Annotated in this window: 1 protein-coding gene; it reads right to left on the bottom strand. The window is 69.2% G+C overall.

Features of this window, described 5'->3' with window-relative positions:
* On the bottom strand, window positions 1-2,302 hold a 2,302-nt coding region (locus tag IE217_RS34285; protein WP_190181873.1), incomplete at both ends, for a type I polyketide synthase.

Here is a 2,302-nt window from a genome sequence, read left to right as displayed (position 1 = left end):
CGCACCCGTACCACCCGTCACCAACACCGTGCCCGCACCCACAGGCCGCCAGGACTCTTCCTGGGCCGCCTGCTGGGGTGCCCGCAGCAGCCGACGCCCGAAGACGCCCGACGACCGAACGGCGACCTGGTCCTCAACCCGACCGCCGGCAGGGGAGCCTGCGGCGTTCAGCACACCGGCCAGCCGGGAAAGCACCTGGTCGTCCACCACCTCCGGCAGATCGACCAGACCACCCCAACGCTCCGGATACTCCAGCGCCGCAACCCGCCCCAGACCCCACACCGCCGCCAGATCCGCATCACGCACCGGATCCGACACCCCAGTCGACACAGCACCCCGCGTCACACACCACAACGGAGCCACCACACCGGCATCACCCAACGCCTGCACCAACACAGCCGTCGACACCACCGCCACCGGCCCATCCAGCAGCGACACCACACCCGCCACCGCAGCCGACCCCACAACACCAGCCAGACGCTCAGCCAGCCCCGCACGATCACCCACATCACCGGCAGCCAGAACGAACTCCCGCACCTCCGCACCACGCCCAGCCAGACCAGCCACAACCCCAGCCGACGACCCCGCCTCCGGCACGACCGCCAGCCACACCCCCGACAGACGCGAAGCAGCTCCCCCGCTGCTCAGGGGCTTCCACGCCACCTGGTAACGCCGGCCCCCTTCGTCCGAGCCCACGGCAGTCCGCGGCCAGTAACGCTGATGACGGAAGGCGTAGGTGGGCAGCTCGACGCGGCGGGTCCCCAGACCGGCGAAGAACGCCCGCCAGTCCACACCCACACCCCGCACATGAACCTGACCCAGAGCCGCAACCACCGACTCACACTCCGCACGGCCCCGCCGCAACACCGGCACGAACACATGACCATCCCCGGCCACGCACTCCTGCCCCATCACCGACAGCACACCATCCGGCCCAAGCTCCACAAACGCCGTGACACCCTCCGCCTCCAAGACCGCCACACCATCAAGGAACCGGACCGCCTCACGCACATGCCGCACCCAAAAATCAGGGCTCGTGATCTCCTCGACAGACGCGACCGCCCCGGTCAGATTGGAGACGATCGGGATGCGCGGAGCCTCATAGGACAGGCCCTCGGCGACCTCGCGGAAGGCGTCCAGCATGCCGTCCATGTGCGGGGAGTGGAACGCATGGCTGACCGTCAGGCGACGGGTCTTGCGGCCCTGCTCCTCGAAGGTCGCGGCGATGTCGAGTACGGCGGTTTCGTCACCGGCGACGACGACCGAAGACGGACCATTGACGGCAGCGATGCTCACCGCATCCGTCAGATACGGGATCACCTCATCCTCGGCAGCCTCCACGGCCACCATCGCCCCGCCGCCGGGGAGTTCCTGCATCAGCCGGCCACGCGCCGCGACCAGCGTGCACGCGTCCTCCAGCGACAGCACACCCGCACAATGCGCCGCCGCCACCTCGCCGATCGAATGCCCCGACACGAAATCGGGCCGCACACCCCACGACTCCAGCAGCCGGAACAACGCCACCTCAACTGCGAACAAGGCAGGCTGCGTATACGCCGTCTGATCGATCAGGCCGGCGTCCTCACCCAGGCCGAACACCACATCGCGCAAGGGGAGTTCAAACCGCTCGAACACCTCATCCAGCGCCCGGGCGAACACCGGATACGCCTCATACAGCTCCCGGCCCATCCCCAGCCGCTGACTCCCCTGCCCCGTGAACAGGAACGCCAGCTTGCCCCGCTTCTCCGCCGTGCCGCGGATCACGTGGGCGGAAGCACAGCCGACGCCGAGGGCCTTGAGAGCGGCAGTCGCCCCGACGTGGTCCGAAGCCACGACGACCGCGCGCTCCTCGAAGGACGAGCGGCTCACCGCCAGGGAGTAGCCGATGTCCGCGAGGCTCAGTTCGGACCGCGAGGTCAGATGCGACCAGAGCCGGTCGGCCTGGCCCGGCAGACTGTGGGCGTCCTTCGCGGACAACAGCAGTGGTACGACCGACGAGGCGCGGGACGGTTCGCTTCCGGAGTCGTCGGTACCGGCCTCGGACAGGTCGTCCTCGGGGGCCTGCTCCAGGATCGTATGGGCGTTGGTGCCACTGAACCCGAAGGACGACACGCCGGCCCGGCGCGGGCGGCCGTCTGTCTCGGGCCACTCCCGTGCCTCGGTCAGCAACTCCACCGCACCCGTCGACCAGTCCACGTGCGGCGTCGGTTCATCAACGTGCAGGGTGCGCGGCAGCACACCGTGCCGCATCGCCAGCACCATCTTCATCACGCCGGCCACACCGGCCGCGGCCTGCGTGTGC

This window comes from Streptomyces naganishii JCM 4654 (assembly GCF_014650575.1).
In the GTDB taxonomy this organism is placed as follows: domain Bacteria; phylum Actinomycetota; class Actinomycetes; order Streptomycetales; family Streptomycetaceae; genus Streptomyces; species Streptomyces naganishii.
Note: the sequence above shows the minus strand (reverse complement) of the source record. Positions and strands in the feature narration are given on the sequence as shown.